Origin of the sequence: Streptomyces sp. NPDC014801, from assembly GCF_043082085.1 — a bacterium.
Classification (GTDB): Bacteria; Actinomycetota; Actinomycetes; order Streptomycetales; family Streptomycetaceae; genus Streptomyces.
In genome coordinates this window covers 178,491-201,289 of sequence record NZ_JBIBXG010000009.1, presented here as the reverse complement: position 1 = coordinate 201,289, position 22,799 = coordinate 178,491, and the positions used below count along the sequence as shown (strand labels likewise).

General features: G+C 73.4%; 24 protein-coding genes. 15 read left to right on the top strand and 9 right to left on the bottom strand.

Going from position 1 to position 22,799, the window contains the following annotated elements; genetic code table 11:
• Positions 1-70: 70 nt before the first annotated feature.
• Positions 71-673, bottom strand: a complete 603-nt coding sequence (locus ACF1AL_RS22795; protein WP_366836993.1) for a TetR/AcrR family transcriptional regulator — start codon at positions 671-673, stop codon at positions 71-73.
• Between the two features lie 199 nt (positions 674-872).
• Between ACF1AL_RS22795 and ACF1AL_RS22790 the strand changes: the two genes are divergently transcribed.
• From ACF1AL_RS22790 to ACF1AL_RS22760, 7 genes are all read left to right on the top strand, one after another.
• Entirely contained in the window at positions 873-1,745 is an 873-nt protein-coding gene (locus tag ACF1AL_RS22790; protein WP_391658896.1) for an alpha/beta hydrolase family protein, read from the top strand.
• A gap of 377 nt (positions 1,746-2,122) precedes the next feature.
• Complete coding sequence (locus tag ACF1AL_RS22785) at positions 2,123-3,115, top strand: alpha/beta hydrolase (protein WP_391658969.1); 993 nt, start codon at positions 2,123-2,125, stop codon at positions 3,113-3,115.
• Positions 3,116-3,209: 94 nt separating this feature from the next.
• Entirely contained in the window at positions 3,210-4,469 is a 1,260-nt protein-coding gene (locus ACF1AL_RS22780) for an acyltransferase (RefSeq protein WP_391827133.1), read from the top strand.
• Positions 4,462-5,859, top strand: a complete 1,398-nt coding sequence (locus tag ACF1AL_RS22775) for a sensor histidine kinase (protein WP_391701377.1) — start codon at positions 4,462-4,464, stop codon at positions 5,857-5,859. The genes ACF1AL_RS22780 and ACF1AL_RS22775 overlap by 8 nt, the downstream gene beginning before the upstream one ends.
• Positions 5,859-6,533, top strand: a complete 675-nt coding sequence (locus ACF1AL_RS22770; protein ID WP_384201781.1) for a response regulator — start codon at positions 5,859-5,861, stop codon at positions 6,531-6,533. The genes ACF1AL_RS22775 and ACF1AL_RS22770 overlap by 1 nt, the downstream gene beginning before the upstream one ends.
• Before the next feature lie 168 nt (positions 6,534-6,701).
• Positions 6,702-8,078, top strand: a complete 1,377-nt coding sequence (locus ACF1AL_RS22765) for a sensor histidine kinase (RefSeq protein WP_391701381.1) — start codon at positions 6,702-6,704, stop codon at positions 8,076-8,078.
• The gene (locus tag ACF1AL_RS22760) at positions 8,075-8,749 is read left to right on the top strand and encodes a response regulator transcription factor (protein WP_366836988.1); all 675 of its coding nucleotides are present in this window, start codon (positions 8,075-8,077) and stop codon (positions 8,747-8,749) included. The genes ACF1AL_RS22765 and ACF1AL_RS22760 overlap by 4 nt, the downstream gene beginning before the upstream one ends.
• Positions 8,750-8,784: 35 nt before the next feature.
• On the opposite strand, the gene ACF1AL_RS22755 is transcribed toward ACF1AL_RS22760, so the two are convergent.
• Together ACF1AL_RS22755 and ACF1AL_RS22750 are read right to left on the bottom strand one after the other, a co-directional pair.
• Positions 8,785-9,306: a hypothetical protein gene (locus tag ACF1AL_RS22755; protein ID WP_391827131.1), complete on the bottom strand. Its 522-nt coding sequence runs from the start codon at positions 9,304-9,306 to the stop codon at positions 8,785-8,787.
• Positions 9,307-9,320: 14 nt separating this feature from the next.
• Entirely contained in the window at positions 9,321-9,854 is a 534-nt protein-coding gene (locus ACF1AL_RS22750) for a hypothetical protein (protein ID WP_366836986.1), read from the bottom strand.
• 329 nt (positions 9,855-10,183) lie between these two features.
• Here ACF1AL_RS22750 and ACF1AL_RS22745 point away from each other — a divergent pair, with 329 nt between their 5' ends.
• Both ACF1AL_RS22745 and ACF1AL_RS22740 read left to right on the top strand, forming a co-directional pair.
• A complete protein-coding gene (locus tag ACF1AL_RS22745; RefSeq protein ID WP_386915677.1) occupies positions 10,184-11,404 on the top strand; it encodes a cytochrome P450 in 1,221 nt (406 codons plus the stop codon).
• A gap of 87 nt (positions 11,405-11,491) precedes the next feature.
• Positions 11,492-12,085, top strand: a complete 594-nt coding sequence (locus ACF1AL_RS22740; protein ID WP_391827129.1) for a Uma2 family endonuclease — start codon at positions 11,492-11,494, stop codon at positions 12,083-12,085.
• A 1-nt stretch (position 12,086) separates the two neighbouring features.
• Here ACF1AL_RS22740 and ACF1AL_RS22735 read toward each other — a convergent pair whose 3' ends face one another.
• Both ACF1AL_RS22735 and ACF1AL_RS22730 read right to left on the bottom strand, forming a co-directional pair.
• Positions 12,087-13,661, bottom strand: a complete 1,575-nt coding sequence (locus ACF1AL_RS22735; RefSeq protein ID WP_391827127.1) for an ABC transporter permease — start codon at positions 13,659-13,661, stop codon at positions 12,087-12,089.
• Positions 13,658-14,581, bottom strand: a complete 924-nt coding sequence (locus tag ACF1AL_RS22730) for an ATP-binding cassette domain-containing protein (protein WP_391827125.1) — start codon at positions 14,579-14,581, stop codon at positions 13,658-13,660. Before ACF1AL_RS22730 ends, ACF1AL_RS22735 begins: the two co-directional genes overlap by 4 nt.
• A gap of 73 nt (positions 14,582-14,654) precedes the next feature.
• On the opposite strand from ACF1AL_RS22730, the gene ACF1AL_RS22725 reads away from it, so the two are divergent.
• Positions 14,655-15,173 carry a GbsR/MarR family transcriptional regulator gene (locus tag ACF1AL_RS22725; protein ID WP_391827123.1) on the top strand — a complete coding sequence of 173 codons (519 nt, stop codon included), beginning with the start codon at positions 14,655-14,657 and terminating at the stop codon, positions 15,171-15,173.
• Between the two features lie 169 nt (positions 15,174-15,342).
• On the opposite strand, the gene ACF1AL_RS22720 is transcribed toward ACF1AL_RS22725, so the two are convergent.
• Positions 15,343-16,206 carry a diacylglycerol kinase gene (locus ACF1AL_RS22720; RefSeq protein ID WP_391658904.1) on the bottom strand — a complete coding sequence of 288 codons (864 nt, stop codon included), beginning with the start codon at positions 16,204-16,206 and terminating at the stop codon, positions 15,343-15,345.
• 209 nt (positions 16,207-16,415) lie between these two features.
• On the opposite strand from ACF1AL_RS22720, the gene ACF1AL_RS22715 reads away from it, so the two are divergent.
• The 3 genes from ACF1AL_RS22715 (at position 16,416) to ACF1AL_RS22705 (ending at position 18,434) form a co-directional block, all read left to right on the top strand.
• Entirely contained in the window at positions 16,416-17,699 is a 1,284-nt protein-coding gene (locus tag ACF1AL_RS22715; protein WP_366836978.1) for an adenylosuccinate synthase, read from the top strand.
• A gap of 69 nt (positions 17,700-17,768) precedes the next feature.
• Positions 17,769-17,963, top strand: coding sequence for a hypothetical protein (locus tag ACF1AL_RS22710; RefSeq protein WP_391827121.1), 195 nt, complete (start codon positions 17,769-17,771; stop codon positions 17,961-17,963).
• 180 nt (positions 17,964-18,143) lie between these two features.
• Positions 18,144-18,434: a hypothetical protein gene (locus ACF1AL_RS22705; RefSeq protein WP_391658906.1), complete on the top strand. Its 291-nt coding sequence runs from the start codon at positions 18,144-18,146 to the stop codon at positions 18,432-18,434.
• 56 nt (positions 18,435-18,490) lie between these two features.
• Here ACF1AL_RS22705 and ACF1AL_RS22700 read toward each other — a convergent pair whose 3' ends face one another.
• The 3 genes from ACF1AL_RS22700 to ACF1AL_RS22690 form a co-directional block, all read right to left on the bottom strand.
• Positions 18,491-19,141, bottom strand: coding sequence for a hypothetical protein (locus tag ACF1AL_RS22700; RefSeq protein ID WP_366836975.1), 651 nt, complete (start codon positions 19,139-19,141; stop codon positions 18,491-18,493).
• A 115-nt stretch (positions 19,142-19,256) separates the two neighbouring features.
• Positions 19,257-19,994 (bottom strand): GntR family transcriptional regulator, encoded by a 738-nt coding sequence (locus tag ACF1AL_RS22695; RefSeq protein ID WP_391778044.1) that lies wholly within the window; start codon positions 19,992-19,994, stop codon positions 19,257-19,259.
• Between the two features lie 110 nt (positions 19,995-20,104).
• Positions 20,105-21,463 (bottom strand): aspartate aminotransferase family protein, encoded by a 1,359-nt coding sequence (locus tag ACF1AL_RS22690; RefSeq protein ID WP_391827119.1) that lies wholly within the window; start codon positions 21,461-21,463, stop codon positions 20,105-20,107.
• 249 nt (positions 21,464-21,712) lie between these two features.
• Here ACF1AL_RS22690 and ACF1AL_RS22685 point away from each other — a divergent pair, with 249 nt between their 5' ends.
• Both ACF1AL_RS22685 and ACF1AL_RS22680 read left to right on the top strand, forming a co-directional pair.
• Positions 21,713-22,342: a DJ-1/PfpI family protein gene (locus ACF1AL_RS22685; protein WP_366836972.1), complete on the top strand. Its 630-nt coding sequence runs from the start codon at positions 21,713-21,715 to the stop codon at positions 22,340-22,342.
• Positions 22,339-22,797 carry a MarR family winged helix-turn-helix transcriptional regulator gene (locus ACF1AL_RS22680; RefSeq protein ID WP_391658909.1) on the top strand — a complete coding sequence of 153 codons (459 nt, stop codon included), beginning with the start codon at positions 22,339-22,341 and terminating at the stop codon, positions 22,795-22,797. Before ACF1AL_RS22685 ends, ACF1AL_RS22680 begins: the two co-directional genes overlap by 4 nt.
• The last annotated feature ends 2 nt before the right edge of the window (positions 22,798-22,799 follow it).

Below are 22,799 nucleotides of genomic sequence, written 5' to 3'. Positions count from 1 at the left end.
CGGCGGGCTGGTGCTCGTAGCGGACTGCTGCCCCTCGGCACCGGCCCGCTCCTGACGGCAACCTCCCCGGTCAGCCGGCGTACACCCCCGCCTTCGCCGCCTCGTACGCCGCACGGGCCGCTCGGTCCGCCGCGGCGGGGTCGGGGACGGTGCCCGTGGTCAGCAGCTCGTAGTAGAGGGGCGCCGACACGGCCCGTACGACCGCCTCCGCCGAGGTGTGGTGCGGCAACTCGCCGCGGGCCACGCCCTGTTCCACGCACGGTGCCCACTCCGCCACCCGCACCTCGTAGAAGCGCCGCAGCGCCCCAGCCGTGCGCGGGTCGCACGCCGCGGCCGCGATCACCGCCCGGAACAGCGCCCCCTGCCGGGGATCGGCGAGCGTGCGCTGGACCAGGGACGCGTTCGCCCGCAGGTCCCCCAGGACGGAACCCGTCTCCTCGCGCGGCAGCGACTGCTCCGCCATGTCCGCGAGCAGGTCGGCGACCAGGCCCGTCACCGAGCCCCAGCGCCGGTACACGGTGGTCTTGCCGACCTCCGCGCGCCGCGCCACGTCCGCGAGGTCGAGCCGGTCGAAGCCCTGCTCGGCGAGGATGTCGCCGGCCGCCCGCAGCACGGCCGCGCGGACACGGGCGGTACGGCCGCCGGGACGGACGGTGCCGGGTTCGGCGGACATAACGGCCTCCTTGGTGCACGGTCGGACGACGTCGCCAGCATAACGAAACAGCAGAACCGTTTAACCACTTCACCGAGCGTGATATCCGCGTGTCCGCGCACGTCACCGGCCTGATACCGTCCCGGCCAACGGCCGCATTTTCCCCCTGGTCCGTCCCCATCTGGTCCGCCAAACATGTTTCGTCGCTGAGAGGTTGAGCATGCCGGACGACGTCGCAGCAGCCCGGGCCGCCGCCGAGGAGGAGTCGGCCTTCTCGCACCCGCCCGTCGACCCCGACGCCACCGCCGCCTACGGCGACCACCCCGACCAGGTGATCGACTTCTACGCCCCGCGCGTACAGGCCGGCCCCGGCGGCCCCGCCCCCCTGGTCGCCGTCCTGCACGGCGGTGCCTGGCGGGCGCCGTACGACCGCCGGCACGTCAGCCCCTTCGCGGACTTCCTGGCCCGGCGCGGGTTCGCCGTGGCCAGCGTGGAGTACCGGCGCGGCGACGCGGAGGGCGACGCCGCCGTCGCCGGCCGCTGGCCGGAGACCTTCGACGACGTCGCCGCCGCGCTGGACGCCCTGCCGGGGCTGGTGCGGGAGGCGCTGCCGCAGGCCGATCCGCGACGCCTCGTCCTCACCGGGCACTCCGCGGGCGGCCACCTGGCTCTGTGGGCGGCCGCCCGCCACGTCCTGCCCGCCGACGCGCCCTGGCGCACCGGCGGGCCCCCCGCACTGCGGGGCGTGGTCGCGCTGGCCCCGATCGCGGACTTCGCGGTCGCGGAGAAGCTGGACGTGTGCGGGGGAGCGGCCCGCCAACTCCTCGGCGGACACGAGGCGTTCGCCGAACGGCAGCCGTACGCCGACCCGGCCCTGCTGCTGCCTACCGGCATCGCCACCACGCTCGTGCAGGGCCGCGCCGACCTCGACGTCCCGCAGGCCGTCGCCGAGTCGTACGCGGACGCGGCGGCGAAGGCGGGGGAGATGGTGGGGCTGACGCTGCTGGAGGACGTCGGCCACTTCCCGCTGATCGACCCGGCGGCGGACGCGTGCGCGGTGGTCGCGGAGGAGATCGCCCAGCTGGCGTGGTGAGGGGACGGGGCCGGGGGGGGCGGTGGGTTCGGCTGTCTCGCTTCCCGGAGCGGTGCGTGTCCCGGCGCAGGTGCACGTCCCGGCGCGGTGCGCGTCCCGGCACGGTGCGCGTCCCGGCACGGTGCGCGTGTGCGCGTCCCCCCGGCATCCCGGTCGTACCCGTAATACCTGAGAGCTACGTCGCAGGTGAGCTCTCCGGTGTGACGCGGACCAGAGGTGACGCTGCGTAACTTCCTTGTGCGACGGGCCCGGTGGGCGGGCCGCACGGCAGGGGAGGCCACGTGGACACGGGGGAGTACGGCGCGCCGGAACGCGCCCTGGGGGAAGGCGGCCTGCGCGAACCCGCGCTGGGGGAAGGTGCCCCGCTCGAACCCGCGCTGCGGGAAGGTGCCCAGCGCGAGCCCGCCCCGCGGCGGCGAGGGCGCGTCCTGCGCGCGCTGCTGGCCGCGCTCATCACCACCGCGGTCGTCGTGCCGCTGTCCGGTGCGGCCCGCCCGCAGATCCCGGCGCCGCCACCCGCCCGTCTCGCCGCGCCGACCGCGGCCACGCTGCCGCAGATCTACGCGGCGAACCGGGCGGACGCGGCGACGGCGTCCCGCATGGCGGCGGCGCACGGCGACGTGGGACGGGCGCGCACGGAGCGCGCGCTCGCGGACCCCTCACGCCGGCTGCTGGCCTTCGACGGCCGGGGCGCGGGCCGCGCGGTGGAGGTCTTCGGCGACCTGGCGCGGGCGCAGCGGATAGCCGTGCTGGTGCCGGGCTCGGACACCTCCCTCGACACGTACGCACGGTTCCGCGCGACGGCGACCGCGCTCGCCGCCCGCCTTGCCGCCCAGGCCCCGCCGGGCACGAGAACCGCGGTGGTCGCCTGGCTCGGCTACACCACCCCGGGCACGATCAGCACGACGGTCCTCACCGCGTCACGCGCCGACGAAGCGGCGCCGCGGCTGCGGGAGTTCGTGCGGCGGCTGCACGGTGTGGCGGGCCGGGCCGCGCACATCACCCTGGTGTGCCACTCCTACGGCTCGGTGGTGTGCGGACGCGCGGCGCACGGGCTGGACGTGGACGACATCGCCCTGATCGGCAGCCCCGGCACGGGCGCCGACGACGTGGCCGCGCTGCACACCCGCGCCCGGGTGTGGGCGGCGCGGGGCGGGGACGACTGGGTGGCCGAGGTGCCGCACGTGCGGGCGGACCTGCTGGTCACGACGGTCGGCTTCGGTACGGACCCGGTGTCCCCGGCGTTCGGGGCACGCGTCTTCGCCGCCGGCGACGGCGGCCACAGCGACTACTTCCGCCCGGGCTCGGTGTCCCTGGCGAACCTCGCCCGGATCGTGCTCGGCGCGCAGCAGGAGGTGTCCCGTGCGTGAGTGTTCCCGGAAGGCCCGTGTCCGGCGGGCCGCGGCGCGGACGGACGCACCCTGGAGGACCCGCGTCCGGGAGGCCGCCGCGCGGGTGGACGCCATGACCCCGGCCGGCCGGGACCGGGCCGTGGACGCGCTGCGGGCCGTGGCGATCTCGGGCGTGGTGCTGGGGCACTGGCTGGTGACCGCGCTGGTCGCGGACGGCGGCAGCCTGCACACCGCGAGCCCGCTGCGGTCGATGCCGTGGCTGGCGCCGGTCTCCTGGCTGTTCCAGACGCTGGCCGTGTTCTTCCTGGTCGGCGGCCACTCCGCCACCCGTTCCCTGGCCACGGCGCACGAGCGCGGCATCCCGTACCGGCACTGGCTGGCGGCGCGGCTCGGCCGGCTGTTCCGCCCGGTGGCGGCGCTCCTCACGCTGTGGGCGGTGGCGGCGGCGCTGCTGGTGCTGACCGGGGCGGAGCTCACGACGGTGCGCACGCTGGTCAAACTGGCGCTGTCCCCCTTGTGGTTCCTGCTGGTGTTCGCCGGGCTGACGGCGGCCACCCCGCTGCTGACCCGGCTCAACCCGCTGTGGCCGCTCGCCGTCGTCCTCCATGTGGACCTGGTGCGCTTCGGACTCGGCGGCCCGGCCTGGCTCGGCTGGGTGAACGTGGCGGCCGGCTGGCTCGTGCCCTACACCCTGGGCGCGGCCTGGACCCGGGGCGAGCTGGAGCGGCGGCGGTCCGGGTGGGTGCTGCTGACCGGTGGTGCGGCGGCGACCGCGGGGCTGGTGGCGTGGGCGGGCTACCCGGCGTCGATGGTCGGGGTGCCGGGCGCGGACGTGTCCAACCTGGACCCGCCGACGCTGGCCGCCGTCACCTTCGGGCTGGCGCAGTGCGGCCTGGCCCTGCTGCTGCGCGACCGGCTGCGCAGAGCGCTGCGGCGGCCGATGGCCTGGGCGGCGGTGGCGCTGGTCAACCTGTCCGCGATGACGATCTTCCTGTGGCACCAGACGGCCCTGATGGCCACGACCGCCGGTGCGCTCCCGGCCGGCCGGCTGCCCGGCCTGCACACCGCGCCCGACGACCTCGGCTGGGTGGCGGTACGGCTGCTGTGGCTGCCGGTGTTCGCGACGGCCCTCGCGGTGTGCTGGACGGCGTTCCGCGGGTGCGAACGGGTTGGGGCGCGGCGGTGCGTGCGGGTGGCTGCACGGCGGTGCGAGGGAGCCGGCGTGCACGCGCACGGTCAGGCCGGCGTCCGGCGGTACGACGAGGCCGGTGCCCGCCCGCACGGTCAGGCCGGTGTCCGGAGCGGTTCCCTCGTCGTGCGGGTCCACGACCCGGTGGATCACCGGACCTCACAGGAGGCACGCCATGTCTAGGCTGGACCGCGTGACGACGACGGGGGTGGAGCGCGTGCGCCGCTGGCTGCGGACGCTGCGCGAGGATCTGTGCACGATGCGGGCGGACCCGCTCCCCCCGTTCGTGTGGCTGCGCTGGTTCCCGCACGGTGTGCTGTTCCTGGTCGCGTTCGGGGTGACCTTCGGCGCGGTGGCGCAGCTGGCCAACGACGGTGGCGTGGGTCCCCAACTGGCCTTCCTCATCGGGCTCGCGCAGGGCGGCGCGGTGGCGTTCGCGCTGTGGCGGCCCGTCCCGGCGTGGTGGCTGTCGACGGCGGGCACCCTGGTGGGCGCCGTGGAGGTGCACCGCCAGTTGCTGGCGGGCGGCGCGCAGGGCTTCACCTGGCCGTGGTCGTCGGCCGGCCTCATCGGGCACCTGGCGGTGCTGCTGCTGCTCGCCCTGCGGGTGCGCACCCGGGTGTCCGTCGAGGCGCTTGCGGTGACCGCGCTGCTGACGTACGTCCTGCAAGGGCTGTGGGGCGGCTCCGACTACACGCCCACCGGGCTGCTCGCGGTCATCCTGTGCACGGTCGTCGTGGTGCTCGGCAGCGCGCTGCGCGGCCGGCGCGAGGCCCGTGCCGAACTGCGGCAGCAGACCGTGCTGACCGCCGAGGAGCGGGCCCGGCGCGCCCTGCTGGAGGAACGCAACCGGATCGCGCGGGAGCTGCACGACGTCGTGGCCCATCACATGTCGGTGATCTCGATCCAGGCCCAGGTGGCACCCCATCTGGTGAAGGATCCGCCCGAGGAGCTGAAGGAGAACCTCGACGGCATCCGGCAGAACGCGCTGGAGGCGCTGACGGAACTGCGCCGGGTGCTCGGCGTGCTGCGGTCGGAGGTCCCCGACGACTTCGGGACCGGCCCGCAGGCGCGCGAGGCGGCGGGGCCGGGCGGCACGCCCGACGCCCCGCAGCCCACGCTGGCCCGGCTGAGCAGCCTCATCGACAACACCCGCGCCGCCGGGCTGGAGATCCGCACCGACGTCCTGGGCGACGCGCCCCCGTATCCGCCCGGTGTGGAGCTGTCGGCGTACCGCATCGTGCAGGAGGCGCTCAGCAACGTGCTGCGGCACGCGCCGGGCGCCGCCGTCCGGATCGAGGTCACTCACTTCCCCGACGGCCTCTACCTGTCGGTGACCAACTCCCGCCCCACGCGCCCCGCCCCCGCCTCCCCCGGAACGGGGCACGGGCTGCTCGGCATGCGCGAGCGGGCCTCGATGCTCGGCGGTCACGTCGTCGCCACCCCGACCCTGCACGGCGGCTTCTCCGTCTCCGCGTTCCTGCCCCGCGACGGCCGCGCGTACGGCGAGCAGCCGGAGCGGCCCCCGTTCCCCGGCATGGACCTCATCTTCCCGACAGGAGACGCCCTCTGATGACGAGCGGCCCCACTCGCGTACTGATCGCCGACGACCAGCAGATGGTCCGCCAGGGCTTCACCGTGCTGCTCAACACCCAGCCGGACATCGAGGTGATCGGGCAGGCGGTCGACGGCCTGGACGCCGTGGCCAAGGTCGGGGAACTGGCCCCGGAGGTCGTCCTGATGGACATCCGCATGCCCGAGCTCGACGGCATCGAGGCGACCCGCCGCATCAAGGCCGCCACCCCCGCGGTCAAGGTGCTCGTGCTGACCACCTTCGACATCGACGAGCACGTGTACGACGCGCTGCGCGCCGGTGCGTCCGGGTTCCTGCTCAAGGACGCCTCCGCCGACCAGCTGGCGGAGGCGGTGCGGGTGGTGGCCGCGGGGGACGCGCTGCTCGCGCCCGGGATCACCCGGCGGCTGATCGCCGAGTTCACCCGCCTCGACGGCACGCCCCGCGCCCCGCTGAAGGAGCGGGTCGGCGATCTGACCGAGCGCGAGACGGAGGTGCTGGCGCTCATCGCGCAGGGCCTGTCCAACGCGGAGATCGCCGAACGTCTCGTCGTCGCCGAGCAGACCGTGAAGACGCACGTGGGCCGCATCCTGGTGAAGCTGGGCCTGCGCGACCGCACCCAGGCGGCGGTGTTCGCCTACGAGTCAGGGCTGGTCCGTCCGTCCGGCTACTGACCCGACCCCTTGCGGGGAACGGAAGCCGCCGCCCTCACGGGACTGGGAACCCCACCCCCCGGAGCGGAACCCCCCGCCCACCCCCGCCCGTAGTACTTGAGGAGGACCCGTCGGAACCCCTCTCGCTGGGGACGACCGCGGGTGCGGGTCCCGCCTACCGTTCTTTCCGTGACCGAGACGACCCCCACGCACAGCACGCCACCGCGGGACGCGGAGGGCGCCTACAGTGCGTACACGCCGCGCAGTCCCGAGATCCGGGCGGCCGTGGAGGCGCTGCGCGGACTGCGGCAGGACCTGCTGCACGACGTCCTCGCCTACCGCCCGCTGCCCCGCCGGCCGGCGACCGGCCCGGTGCTGCGCCGCCTGCCGCCGAGAGCGCGGCGGTACGGGCGCTGGATGCCGCACGCGGTCGTGGCCGCGATGGCGCTGTGCGTCTGGATGATCGGTGCGTCGCCCGATCCGGGCTGGCCGCCGTATCTGCTGCTGAGTTTCCTGCCGGCGGCGGCCGTGCTGCTGACGCTGCTCAGGCCGGTCGCCGCGTTCTGGCTGTCGCTCGCGTCGGCGCCCGTCCTGTGTGTGATCGACCCGCTGTGGGACCTGTGGCCGTTCCAGCCGGGCAGCTTCCTGGCGCACCTGTGCGTCATGACGGTCGTGGCGATCCGCACCCGCCCGCGCACCGCCGCCTGGATGTGGCTGCTGACGCTGGTGTACGGGGCCATGGCCGAGCTGCTCAGGCACCCCTTCGAGGGCACGGACACCATGCCCATGCTGTTCCTGTCGGCCGTCGTCCTGCTCGTCGTCACCGTCTGGCACATCCGCCGGGACGCCGAGCAGGAGGTCACCGCGCAGCAGACGGTCACCGCGCACGAGCGGTCCCGGCGCACGCTGCTGGAGGAGCGCACCACCATCGCGCGGGAGCTGCACGACGTGGTCGCGCACCACATGTCGGTCGTCGCGATCCAGGCCGAGGCCGCGCCCTACCGGGTGCAGAACCCGCCGGAGGAGCTGGAGAAGGCGTTCGCCACGATCCGCGAGAACGCGGTGGCGGCCCTGACCGAACTGCGCCGCGTGCTGGGCGTCGTCCGCGCGGAGGACTACGAGGCGCCCGAGGCGCCCCAGCCCACCCTGGCCGACCTGGACGGGCTGCTGGCGAACGTGCGGGAGGCCGGGCTGAGCGTGGACAAGGCGGTCACGGGCGCGGTGCGGGAGCTGCCGCAGGGGGTGGAGCTGTCGGCGTACCGGATCGTGCAGGAGGCGCTGAGCAACACCCTGCGGCACGCGCCCGGCGCGGACGCCCGCGTGGAGATCGGGTACGTCATCGGCGGCCTGGGCCTGCGCGTCGTCAACGGCCCGCCGCCGAGTCCGGTGCCGGTCGAGCCGTCGCCGGGCGCCGGGCACGGCATCACCGGTATGCGGGAGCGGGTGACCATGCTGAACGGGGAGATGACGGCGGGCCCGCTGCCCGACGGCGGATACGAGGTGACGGTGTTCCTGCCCGTCGCGACGGGAGCCACGGGGGCCATGGGGTCGGAGGGCGGCGCATGACGAGCGGCACGATCCGGGTACTGATCGCGGACGACCAGATGATGGTCCGCGAGGGCTTCTCGGTCCTGCTGAACGCGATGCCGGACATCGAGGTCGTCGGCGAGGCGGTCAACGGCCGCGAGGCGGTGGACCGGGTCCGCGAACTCGCCCCGGACGTCGTCCTGATGGACATCCGCATGCCCGAGCTGAACGGCATCGAGGCGACCCGGGAGATCGTCGCGGCGGACGCCGCGGCCAAGGTCCTGGTGCTGACGACGTTCGACCTGGACGAGTACGTGTACCAGGCGCTGCGCGCGGGCGCCTCGGGCTTCCTGCTGAAGGACGCCTCGGCGCGGCAACTCGCCGAGGGGGTGCGGGTGGTGGCGTCCGGCGAGGCGCTGCTCGCCCCGTCGGTGACGCGGCGGCTGATCACCGAGTTCTCCCGGCTCGCGGACACCCCGCGGCTGCCGGCGACGGCCCAGGCGGCCTACGGCGAGCTGACGGAACGGGAGACGGAGGTGCTGGTGCTGATCGCGCAGGGCCTGTCGAACGCGGAGATCGCCGAACGGCTCGTGGTGGCCGAGTCGACGATCAAGACCCACGTCAGCCGCATCCTGGTCAAACTGGGCCTGCGCGACCGCACCCAGGCGGCGGTCTTCGCCTACGAAACCCGCCTGGTGACCCCGGGCTGACGCCCCCCGGCCACCGTGGCCGGGGGGAAGGGGACTCAGCCGGTGTCCCCGCCGCCTCCCGGGCTCCCGCCCCCAGGCCCGCGGCCCCCACCCTCAGAGCCTCCACCCTCAGAGCCCCCGCCCCCGCCCAGCCGCCCCGCGAGCGGTTCCAGTACGAGGCCCACCGTGGCGACGGCGACGGCCGGGAGGAGGGAGTGGGCGCGAACCCCCGGCGTCCACTCCAGCAGCATCACACCGACGAGGAACGCCGACAGCCAGCCGAAGACGGCGTCGCAGACGCGGGCCAGGGCGGGCGACGGCTTCAGCGAGGCCCGCACGAGCGCACGCGCCGGCACCGTGACGGCCATCGCGACGGCCGCGCACGGGCCCATCAGCAGCAGCGCCCAGAAGACCGGCGCCACCCCGTCGAACTCGACCGCCTCGGGGAAGAGCACCGCCGTGACGAGCAGGACGAGCAGGAACACCAGCCCGACCAGCCCCGCCACGAACAGGACGAGGGCCCCCACGACCAGGCGGGCGAGCCGCCTCTCGCCCGGCGTCGACGGTTCGTCGTCCATCCGGCTGCCCCCGCCTACGCGGCGATGAGGATGATCGCCTTGGCGAGATCGCCGGCGATGTCGTGCGGGACGCCCGACTTCATCAGCGCCAGGGTCAGCGCGTGTTCGCCCCAGCTCTCCACGGAGTCGATGGCGTCGGCGATCGTGTTGCCGTGCTTGGAGACGTACTTGGCGGCCTTGGGCGAGACCCGCTTGAGGACCTTGCCCAGCCACACGCCGCCGTGCCGGAAGCCGGCCACGACCAGCTTGCGGACGATGGTGCTCCAGCCGAAGCCGGGCATCGGCTTGGTGGGGCCCTTGCCCTCCAGCCGGTCGGCGTAGGCCTCGAACTGGGCGATCTCGGCGGTGTCGGAGCCCTTGTCGGCCTTCATGCGCTGGACGAGGTCGCGTACCTCGGCCGCGGTGAACGCCGGTTCGTCCGCGCTGACGACGGTGGTGCGCGCCACGTTCTGCGCCTCCGTGGCCTCGGCCAGCGGAGCCGCAACCCCCAGAGCCATCGCGGCGGCGGCCACGATCGCGGCGGCGCGGATGGCGGTCGACGATGTCACGTCGGTGTTCCCCTCGTGTGCAGTTGTGCAGGGGTGCACGCGCGCGAGCAGCTGCGCGGCGGTGCGTCGCAGCTGTGCGGTGGTGCACGAAGTGCCTGCTGGTGCGTGAAGTGCCTGCTGGTCGGGCAGGCACGCCGCGGCGCGAGTTCCCCGCCCTCGACCGTTGGTCGGACGCTCGAAGACCGGGGCAACCGCGACAGAGGTGATCTTGTTCAACAGGCCGCCCGAACACAACGAAGTTGAGCAAGAACTGAGCAACTCCGACGGCGCCGGCCACCCCCGCCGCCGACCCCTGGCCGGATGCCGGTCGTCCGCGTTAGCGTCACCGCATGTCAGCGCGTACCGGCCGGTCCTTCGACCCGTGGGACCCGGCGTTCGTCGAGAACCCCTACCCCGCCTACGCCGAGCTGCGGGAGCGCGGCCGGGTGCACTTCTTCGAGCCGACGAACCAGTGGCTCGTCCCGCACCACGCGGACGTCTCCGCGCTGCTGCGGGACCGGCGGCTGGGCCGGACGTATCTGCACCGGTACACGCACGAGGAGTTCGGGCGCACCCCGCCCCCGCCGGAGCACGAGCCGTTCCACGTCCTCAACGACCACGGCATGCTCGACCTGGAGCCGCCGGACCACACCCGGATCCGGCGCCTGGTGTCGAAGGCGTTCACCCCGCGGACGGTGGAGGGCTTGAGGCCGTATGTGCACGCCCTCGCGGACGAGCTCGTCCAGCGGCTGGTCGACGCGGGCGGCGGAGACCTGCTCACCGATGTCGCCGAGCCGCTGCCGGTGGCCGTCATCGCCGAGATGCTGGGCATCCCGCAGGGCGACCGGCATCTGCTGCGGCCCTGGTCGGCGGACATCTGCGGGATGTACGAGCTGAACCCGTCGCCGGAGACGGCGCAGAAGGCGGTGCGGGCGTCGGTGGAGTTCTCCGACTATCTGCGCGAGCTGATCGCCGCCCGCCGCAAGGAGCCCGGCGAGGACCTGATCTCCGGCCTGATCGCCGCCCACGACGAGGGGGACCGGCTCACCGAGCAGGAGATGATCTCCACGGCCGTCCTGCTCCTCAACGCCGGGCACGAGGCGACGGTCAACGCCACCGTCAACGGCTGGTACGCCCTCTTCCGCCACCCCGGCCAGCTCGCCGCGCTGCGCGCCGACCACTCCCTGATCCCGTCGGCGATCGAGGAGCTGATGCGCTACGACACCCCGCTCCAGCTCTTCGAACGCTGGGTGCTGGACGAGATCGAGATCGACGGCACGACGATCCCGCGGGGCGCGGAGATCGCGATGCTCTTCGGCTCGGCCAACCACGACCCCGCCGTCTTCCCCGACCCCGACCGCCTGGACCTGGCCCGCCGCGACAACCCGCACATCTCCTTCAGCGCCGGCATCCACTACTGCATCGGCGCCCCCCTGGCCCGCATCGAACTGGCCGCGTCGATGACGGCCCTGCTCACCAAGGCCCCCACCCTCACGCTCGCCGCGGAACCACAGCGCAAGCCGAACTTCGTGATCCGGGGGCTGGAGGGGCTGCGGGTCGGTGTGGCCTGATCACTCGTTCGGATGGTCGCCGATCAAGCCCTGCGTCGAGCGCCGCCCGTTCCGCCACGCTGGTGCCTGCCTGCGAAGGGAGGCACCATGACGGTTATGGCAGAGCGCGCTTCGTCCCAGTTGTCGGTGGACATGTTCGAGCGGATCGCCGAGTTCGCCGAACGCGAGGACGAGACCGTCAGGTTCGAGTTCATCGACGGACGGATCGGACTCAAGAAAGTGACGAACGGCAACCACGGCGCCATCATCATGTGGCTGATTCGCCAGTGCATGAGGGCCCGGCCGGAGCTCGACCTCAATCCGCTCCAAGGGCTCAAGGTGGAGGCGTATCGCAGGGGGCGGGCTCGGCCGGACGGTGTGCTCGCGCCTGTCGATCACTTCGTGGGTCAGGGAGACTGGGCGGAACCTGACGGGGTGCTGATGGTGGTCGAGGTCACGTCGTACGACTCCGACACGCACAGCCGGGACCGCGTGGAGAAACCCAAGGCGTACGCCGAGGCGGGCATCCCGGTCCACCTCCTGATCGACCGTGACCACCGGTCGCTGGTGGTGCACAGCAACCCGGACCCGGCGGTCGGCTACCGGGACGTCCACACGGCCAAGCTGGGGGAGCGCCTCGCCCTTCCCGATCCGGTCGCCGTCGTCCTCGACACGGAGGAACTCCGGCAGTACGCCGACTGAGTCACGTGATCAGGTCCCGCCTGCGCAGGCCCGTCAGCCCCGTGGCGACCAGCACGGCCGCCAGCGCCGACAGCGTGGCCACCGGCCCCCAGGTCATCTCCCCGCCCGGCAGCTTCGGCAGGTGGCCGAAGGGGGAGAGGTCCAGAACCGTTCGGGGGACGTTCAGGGCCGGGCCCACCCAGCCGAGCAGGAGTGCGGCGCCCGCGACGCCCCACGCGGCCGGCGCGATCCGCGGGGCGAGCCCGTACAGCAGGACCGCCGCCGCGCCGATCACCCACACCGCGGGCACCTGCACCAGGCAGGCGGCGAGGATCGGGCCGGGCCGCCGGCCGTAACCGGCGGCGAAGCCGAGGCCGGTGAGCAGCATGAGCAGCAGGGAGCCGCCGAAAGCGATCAGCAGGTGGCCGGCGGCCCAGCGCAGCCGGCCGACCGGGCCCGCCAGCACCGGTTCGGCGCGGCCCGAGGTCTCCTCGCCGTGCAGCCGCAGCACCGACGCGACGACGTACAGCGCCGCGACCATGCCCATCACCCCGATCATCGCGGCCAGGAACGCGTCCGTCACCCCGGACTGCCCGCCCATCCGCTCGAAGATCTCCCGGGCCCGCGCGTTGTCGCCGACCAGGTCGGCCGCGCCCTCGGTCATCCCGCCGTAGACCACGCCGGCGAGGAAGAAGCCGGCCGACCAGCCGAGCACGCTGCCGCGCTGCAGCCGCCAGGCCAGGGCGCCCGCCGTGCCCAGCCGTCCCGCCGCCGGGCCCGGCCGGGTGGGCAGGAAGCTCATGCCGACGTCCCGGCGCCCGGCCAGCACATAGGCCACCGCGCCCTGTCCGAGGACGGCCGCCGCCAGGAGCAGCAGCACCCACCACCGCTCCCCGGCGAAGGCGCGCACGTTCTCCAGCCAGCCGAGCGGCGACAGCCACGTCAGCGCCGAGGAGCCGTCGTCCCGTGCCGCGTCGCCCGCCGCGCGCAGCACGAAGGCGCCGCCGAGGGCCGCCGCGGTCAGCCCGCGTGCCAGCCGGGCGCTCTCCGTCAGCTGCGCGACGATGGCCGCGAGCGTGGCGAACACCAGGCCCGTGCCCGCGACGCCCAGCGCGAAGGCCACGGCCCCCGCCGTCCCCTGGGTGGCCAGGCCCGCCGCCAGCAGCAGCGCCAGCACCGCGTTGCCGGCGGCCGCCGCCAGCAGGGCCGCCGTGAGCGAGGCGCGCCGCCCGACCATGCCGGACGCGATGAGCTCCTGCCGCCCGCTCTCCTCCTCGTCCCGGGTGTGCCGTACGACGACCAGCAGGCTCGTCACGGCCGCGAGCGCCCCGGCGTACACGCCGACGCGCCAGGCGGTCAGCGCGCCGAGGGAGTCGTCGAAGACGGGGCCGACCATGGCGCGCAGGGAGGAGTTCGCGGACATCTGGCGCAGCAGGCCGGCGCGGTCGGCGTCGGTGGCGTACAGGCTTTTCAGGGTGTTCGGCATCGACAGGACCATCAGCGCGGTCACCGCGATCCACACCGGGAGCATCAGCCGGTCCCGGCGCAGGGCGAAGCGGGTGAGGGTGCCGGTCCCGGTCAGCGCGCCGGCGGTCATCGGGCCACCTCTTCCCGGTGTCCCGCGTGCCCGGTGGTCTCGTCCTGGTAGTGGCGCAGGAACAGCTCCTCCAGCGTCGGCGGCGTGGAGGTCAGCGAACGGACGCCCGTCCCGGCGAGCGAGCGCAGGACGGCGTCCAGCCGGTCGGTGTCGACCTGGAGCCGCACCCGGCGGCCCTGGACGTCGAGGTCGTGCACGCCGGGCAGGCCGGCCAGTCCGTCGGGCGGGCCCGCGAGTTCGGCGGTGACGCTGGTGCGGGTCAGATGGCGCAGCTCGGCGAGGGAGCCGCTCTCCACGGTGCGCCCCTTGCGGACGATGCTGACCCGGTCGCACAACTCCTCGACCTCGCTGAGGATGTGGGAGGAGAGCAGGACGGTCCGCCCGCGGTCGCGTTCCTCGGCGACGCAGCGCTGGAAGACCTCCTCCATCAGCGGGTCGAGCCCGGAGGTCGGCTCGTCGAGGATCAGCAGGTCCACGTCCGAGGCGAACGCGGCGACCAGCGCGACCTTCTGCCGGTTGCCCTTGGAGTAGGTGCGGCCCTTCTTGGTCGGGTCCAGTTCGAAGCGGTCGATCAGTTCGGCGCGGCGCCGGGGGTCGAGTCCGCCGCGCAGCCGGCCGTAGAGGTCGATGACCTCGCCGCCGGAGAGGTTGCGCCACAGGGTCACGTCGCCGGGGACGTACGCGATCCGGCGGTGCACCTCGACGGCGTCCGTCCAGGGGTCGCGGCCGAGGACCTGCGCGGCGCCGGAGTCGGCGCGCAGCAGTCCGAGCAGGACGCGGATGGTGGTGGACTTGCCGGCGCCGTTGGGGCCGAGGAAGCCGTGCACCTCGCCGGCCTCGACCTCCAGGTCGAGCCCGTCGAGGGCGTGGGTGCGGCCGAAGGACTTGTGCAGTCCGGACACCGAGATGGCCTTCGTCATGGCTCCGAACGTACGCTTCTTTCAGAAATTTGTGAAGTTAAGGAAGTGCGAAAACGGACGTTAGGCTGAGGGCATGGGCGAGGACACGGTGGGCGAGGGCACGGTGGAGCGGACGGACGGACGGGACCCCGAGGCGGTGTCGCGCTTCGTCGAGCACTTCGCGGCGCAGCTGGTGGAGGCGGGCATGCCGCGCATGCCGTCCCGGGTCTTCGCCGCGCTGCTGGCCTCCGACACGGGCGCGCTGACCTCCGCCGACCTCGGCGAGCAGCTGCGGATCAGCCCCGCCGCCGTGTCCGGCGCGGTGCGCTACCTCTCCCAGGTGCACATGGTGTCGCGGGAGCGGGAGCCCGGGTCGCGGCGCGAGCGGTACCGGGTGCACAGCGACCAGTGGTACGAGGCGCTCACCAACCGTGAGGCGATCATCAAGCGCTGGGAGGACGCTCTGCGCGAGGGCGTGAGCAGCCTCGGTGCGCACACCCCGGCCGGCGCCCGCCTCAGCGAGACCCTGGCGTTCTTCGAGTTCATCGAGAAGGACGTCGCCGGGATGATGGAACGCTGGCGCACCTACCGGGAGGAACGCTTCGGCAGATAGCCGCCGCGCGGCCTGGCGAGCCTTCGGGGACGTAACGGCGGGGGCCTGCCGCCCTGTCCCCGGCGCCCCTCGGGAACGTCAACGCGGGAGCCCGCCGTCCCCCCGGCGCCCCTCGGGGACGTGAACGCGGGAGCCCGCCGCCCCGACGCTCACCCCGTCGCCGGCACCGTCACCCCGTCGCCGGCACCGTCAGCCCCCAGGCGTCCTCCACGACCGTCCACTCCCGGCGCCGTACCGGGCCGGAGACCGCCGCGTCCGCCCGGTAGCGGAAGTCCGCGCCGGTGACCGTCACCCGCCGGCCCGCCGCCCGCAGCGGCGTGGCCGCCGCGCCCACCGACACCGGCCGCACCTCGACCTCCGCGACACCGGTCGCCCCGGGCGTGACGGACACCGCCGACACCGGCTGCTCCGTGCCGACCAGCAGCTCCCCGTCGACCTCCACCCGCAGCCGCGCAGGGCCGTCGCCACCGGGCGCGGGCCGGGACGGCCGGGCCGGCACCAGCGCGTGCACGAAGGACCGGCAGCTGCGCAGCCAGGGCCACGCCGCCGTCTCCGGTTCCGCCCCGCCCTCCCCCGGCACGGGCCCGCCCCGCGCGACCTGCGCGGCCTCCCGTACCGGCGGGATGCGCAGCCCGCCCAGCACCACCCCGTCGCTGTCGTCGACCAGCAGGTCCAGCCGCCGCTCCGCCCCGTCCAGCACGGCCCGCGCCGCCGCCACCGCCCCGGTCGGCACGCCGAGCGTGCGCGCCACCGACAGCGCCGGGCCGACCGGCACCACCGACAGCACACATCCGGCCAGTTCCCGATGGCGGTGCAACAGGGACACCGCGTGCACCAGAGCCCGGTCGTCGCCGACCACGACCGGCCGCCGCGACCCTCGCCGCAGCAGCATCCGGGCGAACTCCTCCGGGCTCTCCGGCAGACACACCTTCGTCGCGGCACCCGCGCTGAGCACGTCTTTCGCGATTCTGACGGACTCCCCGTCCGTCCGCCGGGCGACCGGATCGATGATCACCAACAGCTGGTCGGACATCGCGAAGGTCGCCACCTCGGTCCTGCCTCGCTTCCTCGGGTAGCATCTTTGTGCAAGAGCCCCTTGCGCTATTGCGCCAGGGGCTTCGTCTATTCCGGGGCATCCGGTCCGACGGTTGAGCGGCCAACGACGGCCGAGGTGCACGCGGCGGAATCCTCCGCGTACGCCCCTGACCCTGGACATGCCCCGCCCGGAAGGGGTGTACGCGCGTGCCCGCACTTGTGCTGCTCGGTGCTCAGTGGGGTGACGAGGGCAAGGGAAAGGCCACCGACCTGCTCGGTGGATCGGTGGATTATGTAGTGCGCTATCAGGGCGGCAACAACGCCGGCCACACGGTCGTCGTGGGCGACCAGAAGTACGCACTCCACCTCCTCCCCTCCGGAATCCTGTCCCCCGGTTGTACGCCGGTCATCGGCAACGGTGTCGTCGTCGACCCGTCGGTCCTGCTCTCCGAGCTGAGCGGTCTGAACGAGCGCGGCGTCGACACGTCCAAGCTGCTCATCAGCGGCAACGCGCACGTCATCACGCCGTACAACGTCACCGTCGACAAGGTGACCGAGCGCTTCCTCGGCAAGCGCAAGATCGGCACCACCGGGCGCGGCATCGGCCCGACCTACGCGGACAAGATCAACCGCGTCGGCATCCGGGTGCAGGACCTGTACGACGAGTCGATCCTGCAGCAGAAGGTCGAGGCGGCCCTCGACGTCAAGAACCAGATCCTCACCAAGCTCTACAACCGGCGCGCCATCGCCGCCGAGCAGGTGGTCGAGGAGCTGCTGGGCTACGCCGAGAAGATCAAGCCGTACGTCGCCGACACGGTGCTGATCCTGAACCAGGCCCTGGAGGACGACAAGGTCGTGCTCTTCGAGGGCGGCCAGGGCACGCTGCTGGACATCGACCACGGCACGTACCCCTTCGTCACCTCGTCGAACCCGACCGCCGGCGGTGCCTGCACCGGTGCGGGCGTCGGCCCGACGAAGATCAGCCGCGTGATCGGCATCCTCAAGGCGTACACCACCCGTGTCGGCGCCGGCCCGTTCCCGACGGAGCTGTTCGACGAGGACGGCGAGGCGCTGCGCCGCATCGGCGGCGAGCGGGGCGTCACCACCGGCCGTGACCGCCGCTGCGGCTGGTTCGACGCGGTGATCGCCCGCTACGCGACCCGGGTGAACGGCCTGACCGACTTCTTCCTCACCAAGCTCGACGTCCTCACCGGCTGGGAGCAGATCCCGGTCTGCGTGGCGTACGAGATCGACGGCAAGCGCGTCGAGGAGCTGCCGTACTCGCAGACCGACTTCCACCACGCGAAGCCGGTCTACGAGATGCTGCCGGGCTGGAGCGAGGACATCAGCAAGGCGAAGTCCTTCTCCGACCTGCCGAAGAACGCGCAGGCGTACGTGAAGGCCCTGGAGGAGATGTCCGGCGCCCCGATCTCCGCGATCGGCGTGGGCCCGGGCCGCGACGAGACGATCGAGATCAACTCCTTCCTCTAGATCCCGCGCACAGCAGGAAACGGGCGCCCTCGGCAAGCGGGGGCGCCCGTTTCGTGGTCCAATCGGGGCATGCCCCTCCGTGAGGCGCCGTGCCAGGGCCCGTACGGCGGAGAGGTCCAGGGCACGGGGTGCGGAGAACGAGCCCGCTTCGAGGTGATCCGCCACCGCCGCCCCCCGCTGCAGCTGTGCCCCGTCCATCTGGGCCCGGCCCTCCTCCTCGCGGACGCGATCCTGTGGCCCCCGGAGATCCACCTCATCGCCTAGCCGGCCGTGCGGCCCGCCTCGGTGGGCCCGTGCCGCGGGCGGGGACTGAGCCGGCGTCAGGCACGGAACGGAGGGGCGCCGGTGGGCGCCCGGCCCCGCCTCATGCCCGGCGGGCGAACCCCGCCCGCCGGGCATACCGTGAAGGTGTAGACGTGCGTCGGCGCGAAGAAGGTGACTGCGATGCGCGTACTCATCAAGGCCAACGTGGACATCGAGCGGGGCAACGAGGCCATCCGTACCGGCAAGATGCCCGAGATAGTCCAGGGCGCCCTGGAGCGGATCAAGCCGGAGGCGGCCTACTTCGGACCGCTCGACGGCTGCCGCTCCATGCTGCTGGTCGTCGACATCCCCGACAGCTCGCAGATCGTGCCCACTCTCGACCCGCTCTTCAGCGACCTGGGCGCCACGCTCGAGGTCACCCCGATCATGAACCTGGACGACCTCAAGAAGGGCCTGTCCCAGCTCCAGTGACACGCGCGGCCCGCCCGCCGGGGACGGCCCGGATGATGGAGTGACCGGGCCGGCCGTCAGCTGAAGACGATCATCGACCCCTGCGCCAGGCTCCGCGTTGCCGCCGCGTGCAGTCCCAGCCAGACGTGACGCTCGCGGGCGAAGGGGCTGGGGTCGTACGGCGCCGGCGCGGCGGGCTGCTCCAACTCCGTGGGTTCCAGCGGGGGTTGCGGCGGCGCCGGCGGGTTGGCCGGGTCGATGCCGAGCGCCGGGGCGACCTGCTCCAGCTCCCGCAGCAGCCCCTGCGAGGATCCCAACGGGCCGCCCCCGGCGAGGAGGTCGTCGTTGGACAGCGGCTGCGGGAAGTCCAGCGGGACGTACGCCCCGGCGTGGTCGTAGTGCCACACCAGGTGGGACTGCTGGGCCGTCGTCTCGAACATCTCCAGCAACTGCTCGTAGTCGCCGCCCAGTTCGTCCACCGGCGTCACCGGCAGCCCGCACACCTGCAGCAGATAGGCGCGGCGCAGGAAGTGCAGCGCGTCGTAGTCGAATCCGGCGACCGGGCCGACGTCGCCGGACAGCCCCGGCATGTACTGGTACACCGGCACCGGCGGCAGACCGGCCTCGCCGAGCGCCGCGTTGTACTGGGCGAGTTCCTCGGCGAACGGGTTGTCGGGTGCGTGGACCAACACGTCGACGAGCGGTACCAGCCACAGGTCACAGGCCAAAAGAGGCTCCTCACACAGCAACAGCGCACGCGATGGTCAGGGAAGCGTATTCGCTGCCACCCGCGCCCGTAAGGCGTGGGTACGTCCGGGTCGGCCCGCGCCTGCGGGCACGCCCTCAGCCGTCGCCTTCCCCCGCGCCCCGCTCACCGGCCGCCCGGTCCGCGAGCCGCTCGATCAGCGCGAGCGAGTGCGCGTTGTACGACGTGACGATCGACCGCGCGGCCCCGGTGTCGCGCCGGGAGAGGGCGTCGACGAGTTCGGTGTGCCGGGCCCACAGGTGGCCGCGCAGATCGGTGAGCAGCCGCAGGTGCTGCACCGCGCACACCCAGGACTGCACGCGCAGCCGGTGCAGGAAGTCGGCGAGGTAGGGGTTGCCGAACAGGGTGCTCAGCTCGCGCCAGAACCGCAGGTCGTAGCCGATCAGCACGGTCAGGTCGCCGGCCCGGGCGGCCCGCTGGGCCTCCTCGGCGCGCCGCCGCACCCCGGCCGCGGCGGCCGCGACCTGCGGCTCGTGCAGGTCCCGGTAGCCCTTGTGGCCGAGGTCGAGGGCGGTGAACATGCCCTCCACGACCAGGCTGCGGGCCTCGATGATGCCGCGGTAGTCGGCGACGGAGTACTCGTGCACGCGGAACCCGCGGTGCTGGTCGGCCTCCAGCAGGCCCTGCGCGGCGAGGTCCACCAGCGCCTCGCGCACCGGTGTCGCGGAGACGCCGTACTGCTCGGCGATCTCCTTCACGGTGAACTCCTGCCCGGGCTTGAGCCGGCCGGCCAGCACCTCGTCGCGCAGCGCGTCGGCGATCTGCTGGCGCAGGGTGCTGCGGGTCACGGCACCGGAGCCGGTACTGCCGGGCATGGTCGTGAGGGCTCCTTCCGGAACGCGCGGGAGGTGGCGGGCTCGCAGGGGTGTCTACGAGCACGCCACCTTACGCGTTCGGCCGACCGGGCGGTCTGCCGGCCGGGGAGCTACTCCGTGTATCCGTCGGCCACCGACAGGGCCGCGTCCAGCGCCGCGAGGCCCTCCTTCAGCTCGGCCTCGGTGACGTTGCACGGCGGCACCACATGGGTGCGGTTCATGTTCACGAACGGCCAGATGCCGTGCGCCTTGGCCGCCGCGGTGAAGGCCGCCATCGGCGCGTTCGCCTGGCCGGTCGCGTTGTACGGCACCAGCGGCTCGCGCGTCGCGCGGTTCTTCACCAGCTCCAGCGCCCAGAACATGCCGGTGCCCCGCACCTCGCCGACGCTCGGGTGGCGCGCGGCCAGGTCGGCGAGCGCGGGGGCGAGCACCGTCTCGCCGAGCCGCCGCGCGTTCTCCACGACGCCCTCCTCGGCCATCACGTTGATCGTGGCGACGGCCGCGGCGCAGGCCAGCGGGTGCCCGGAGTAGGTGAGCCCGCCCGGGTAGGGCCGCTCGCCGAAGGTCTCGGCGATCGCACCGGAGATCGCGACGCCGCCGAGCGGCACGTATCCGCTGTTGACGCCCTTGGCGAAGGTCATCAGGTCGGGGACGACGCCGAAGAGGTCGGCGGCGAACCACTCACCGGTGCGGCCGAAGCCGGCCATCACCTCGTCCAGGATGAACACGATGCCGTACTTGTCGCAGATCTCGCGGACCCCGGCGAGGTAGCCGGGCGGGGGCATCATGATCCCGGCCGTGCCGGGCACGGTCTCCAGGATGATCGCGGCGATCGTCGCCGAGCCCTCGAAGGCGATGGTCGTCTCCAGGTGCTCCAGCGCCCGCGCGCACTCCTGCTCCTCGGTCTCGGCGTAGAAGCGGGAGCGGTAGAGGAAGGGCGCCCAGAAGTGGACGACGCCGTTCGTGCCGGTGTCGCTGGCCCAGCGGCGCGGGTCGCCGGTGACGTTGATCGCTTGCTGGGTGCCGCCGTGGTACGAGCGGTAGGCGGAGAGGACCTTCGGGCGGCCCGTGTGCAGCCGGGCCATGCGGATCGCGTGCTCGACGGCGTCGGCGCCGCCGTTGGTGAAGAAGATCTTGTCCAGGTCGCCGGGGGTGCGCTCGGCGATCAGCCGGGCCGCCTCCGAGCGCGCCTCGATCGCGAAGGCGGGCGCGAACGTCGTCATCGTCGCGGCCTGCTCCTGGATCGCCGCGACGACCTTCGGGTGCTGGTAGCCGATGTTGGTGTAGACGAGCCCGCTGGTGAAGTCGAGGTAGCGCTTGCCGTCGTAGTCCCAGAAGTACGACCCCTCCGCGCCGGCGACGGCGAGCGGGTCGATCAGGTCCTGCGCGGACCAGGAGTGGAACACGTGCGCGCGGTCCGCGGCCTTCACGGCGGCGCCGGTCTGGGGGTCGGGCAGATGAGGGGTCATGTCGGCGAGGGTAAATGTCCGCGATGCGGAAACGGTATCGGCGTCCTGTCTGTGGACAGGGCCTTTCCACGACAGTTTGTCGAGGTGTGAGGGGACGGGCGGGGGAGACGCGCTCTCACCGGACTCCGCCATCGCCACCGGACTCCGCGATTACACCGGACTCCGCGATCCCACCACGGCTATTGACAGCATCCTGTCGAACTGACAGCCTGTTGTCATATCCCTTCGGGGCAGACGTGGGAGGCAGACATGACCGGCACCGACCGCACGCCCGACCGCAAGCCCGTACACCTCGCCGTCTACGACACCCTCGCCGACTGGGAGACCGGCCACGCCACCGCGCACCTCGCGCTCGCCGGCTTCCCGATCCGCACGGTCGGCCTCACTCGCGAGCCCGTGACCAGCATCGGCGGCCTGCGCATCCAGCCCGACCTCGCGCTCGACGAGGTGCGTCCCGAGGACAGCTCCCTGCTGATCCTGCCGGGCGCCAACGACTGGAACGCCGACGGCGACCCGCTCGCCCCCTTCGCCCGCACCGCCCGCGCCTTCCTCGACGCCGGCGTGCCGGTCGCCGCGATCTGCGGCGCGACCGCCGGCCTCGCCCGCGAGGGCCTCTTCGACGACCGCGCCCACACCAGCGGGGCGGCGCCCTACCTGGCGGCCACCGGGTACGCGGGCGGCGAGAAGTACGTCGAGACGGACGCCGTCACCGACGGCCTGCTGGTCAGCGCCGGCCCCACCGAGCCCGTCGCCTTCGCCCGGGAGATCTTCCGGCTGCTCGGCGCCTACGACGAGCACGTGACCGACGCCTGGTACCGCCTCTTCCACGACTCCGACGCGAAGGCGTACGCCGAATTGCAGCAGGCCCTGGCCTCATGAGCCGCGCCCGTCAGGACCTGCTCAGCCGCAGCGCGCTCGGCGTGTTCCGGCTGAACGGCCAGTTCCTCGCCCTCGCCGAGGAACTGGCCCGCCCGGCCGGGCTGACCGCCGCGTGGTGGCAGGTGCTCGGGGCCGTGCTCACCGAGCCGCTGCCGGTCGCCGGGATCGCCCGCGCCATGGGCATCACCCGGCAGAGCGTGCAGCGCATCGCCGACCTGCTGGTGGAGCGCGGCCTGGCCGAGTACCGGCCCAACCCCGCCCACCGCCGCGCCAAGCTCCTCGCGCCCACGGAGGAGGGGCGCGCCGCCGTCGCCCGCATCGGCCCGCGCCACGCGGCCTTCGCCGACCGCCTCGCCGAGGCCTTCGGGGAGACGGAACTGGCGACGGCCGTGGCCCTGCTGGAACGCCTGTCCCGGACGCTGGACGAGCTGGACACGGCTGTTACGCAACCGTAGAC

What these genes read in the sequence shown, in the direction of transcription:
- ACF1AL_RS22795 (WP_366836993.1), bottom strand. Translation starts at nt 673, where the DNA reads ATGTCCGCCGAACCCGGCACCGTCCGTCCCGGCGGCCGTACCGCCCGT.
- ACF1AL_RS22790 (WP_391658896.1), top strand. Translation starts at nt 873, where the DNA reads ATGCCGGACGACGTCGCAGCAGCCCGGGCCGCCGCCGAGGAGGAGTCG.
- ACF1AL_RS22780 (WP_391827133.1), top strand. Translation starts at nt 3,210, where the DNA reads ATGACCCCGGCCGGCCGGGACCGGGCCGTGGACGCGCTGCGGGCCGTG.
- ACF1AL_RS22775 (WP_391701377.1), top strand. Translation starts at nt 4,462, where the DNA reads ATGTCTAGGCTGGACCGCGTGACGACGACGGGGGTGGAGCGCGTGCGC.
- ACF1AL_RS22770 (WP_384201781.1), top strand. Translation starts at nt 5,859, where the DNA reads ATGACGAGCGGCCCCACTCGCGTACTGATCGCCGACGACCAGCAGATG.
- ACF1AL_RS22760 (WP_366836988.1), top strand. Translation starts at nt 8,075, where the DNA reads ATGACGAGCGGCACGATCCGGGTACTGATCGCGGACGACCAGATGATG.
- ACF1AL_RS22755 (WP_391827131.1), bottom strand. Translation starts at nt 9,306, where the DNA reads ATGGACGACGAACCGTCGACGCCGGGCGAGAGGCGGCTCGCCCGCCTG.
- ACF1AL_RS22745 (WP_386915677.1), top strand. Translation starts at nt 10,184, where the DNA reads ATGTCAGCGCGTACCGGCCGGTCCTTCGACCCGTGGGACCCGGCGTTC.
- ACF1AL_RS22740 (WP_391827129.1), top strand. Translation starts at nt 11,492, where the DNA reads ATGACGGTTATGGCAGAGCGCGCTTCGTCCCAGTTGTCGGTGGACATG.
- ACF1AL_RS22735 (WP_391827127.1), bottom strand. Translation starts at nt 13,661, where the DNA reads ATGACCGCCGGCGCGCTGACCGGGACCGGCACCCTCACCCGCTTCGCC.
- ACF1AL_RS22730 (WP_391827125.1), bottom strand. Translation starts at nt 14,581, where the DNA reads ATGACGAAGGCCATCTCGGTGTCCGGACTGCACAAGTCCTTCGGCCGC.
- ACF1AL_RS22725 (WP_391827123.1), top strand. Translation starts at nt 14,655, where the DNA reads ATGGGCGAGGACACGGTGGGCGAGGGCACGGTGGAGCGGACGGACGGA.
- ACF1AL_RS22720 (WP_391658904.1), bottom strand. Translation starts at nt 16,206, where the DNA reads ATGTCCGACCAGCTGTTGGTGATCATCGATCCGGTCGCCCGGCGGACG.
- ACF1AL_RS22710 (WP_391827121.1), top strand. Translation starts at nt 17,769, where the DNA reads ATGCCCCTCCGTGAGGCGCCGTGCCAGGGCCCGTACGGCGGAGAGGTC.
- ACF1AL_RS22705 (WP_391658906.1), top strand. Translation starts at nt 18,144, where the DNA reads ATGCGCGTACTCATCAAGGCCAACGTGGACATCGAGCGGGGCAACGAG.
- ACF1AL_RS22695 (WP_391778044.1), bottom strand. Translation starts at nt 19,994, where the DNA reads ATGCCCGGCAGTACCGGCTCCGGTGCCGTGACCCGCAGCACCCTGCGC.
- ACF1AL_RS22690 (WP_391827119.1), bottom strand. Translation starts at nt 21,463, where the DNA reads ATGACCCCTCATCTGCCCGACCCCCAGACCGGCGCCGCCGTGAAGGCC.
- ACF1AL_RS22685 (WP_366836972.1), top strand. Translation starts at nt 21,713, where the DNA reads ATGACCGGCACCGACCGCACGCCCGACCGCAAGCCCGTACACCTCGCC.
- ACF1AL_RS22680 (WP_391658909.1), top strand. Translation starts at nt 22,339, where the DNA reads ATGAGCCGCGCCCGTCAGGACCTGCTCAGCCGCAGCGCGCTCGGCGTG.